This is a genomic window from Salmonella sp. SG203, from assembly GCF_013350575.1.
Classification (GTDB): Bacteria; Pseudomonadota; Gammaproteobacteria; order Enterobacterales; family Enterobacteriaceae; genus Salmonella; species Salmonella enterica.
Map to the genome: position 1 here is coordinate 1 of NZ_SNMT01000113.1, position 471 is coordinate 471.

The following is a 471-nucleotide window of genomic DNA, read 5'->3' on the forward strand; positions in this document are numbered from 1 at the left end:
CAGGCGGCCCGGGGGGAGCTGTATGCCGGGGCGGTGCTGCACAGTCTGCTGAAGGGCTGGCTGCAGGAGTACGGTGGTCCGGGAGGCCGGGATGAGTGAGAAGAAAAACCGGCGTGCGCCCTGCCAGCGTAACCATGAAGCCTGCCTGGTGCCGGCGGGGCTGGAGGCGTGGGCGGACAGGCCGCTGTACATACTGGTGGCACAATGGTGTCTGCGCCACGGGGGCTGGGTGAGCCGCCGGGATATCGCGCAGGCGTTCGGGATAAGCGAGCGGGGTGCGACGTACCAGCTGACGTACCTGGTGAGAAAGAAGGAGCAGGTGGTGTGTGAGCAGAGAAGGGTGAAGCATGAGGGTATGCCGGTGGCGCGTTATGAGGTGAGGGTGCTGGACGTGAAGGATGAGCCCGGAAAAAGGCCGGTGACGGAGAAACAGCGTTCCGCGCTCCGGACGACGCAGACCCGCCGGGTGGG

At 66.2% G+C, this 471-nt stretch carries 1 protein-coding gene; it reads left to right on the forward strand.

What is annotated here, in order from left to right:
• Positions 1-91: 91 nt before the first annotated feature.
• A partial coding sequence (locus HV477_RS28085) for a CaiF/GrlA family transcriptional regulator (protein ID WP_175065767.1) occupies positions 92-471 on the forward strand: 380 nt, incomplete at its 3' end.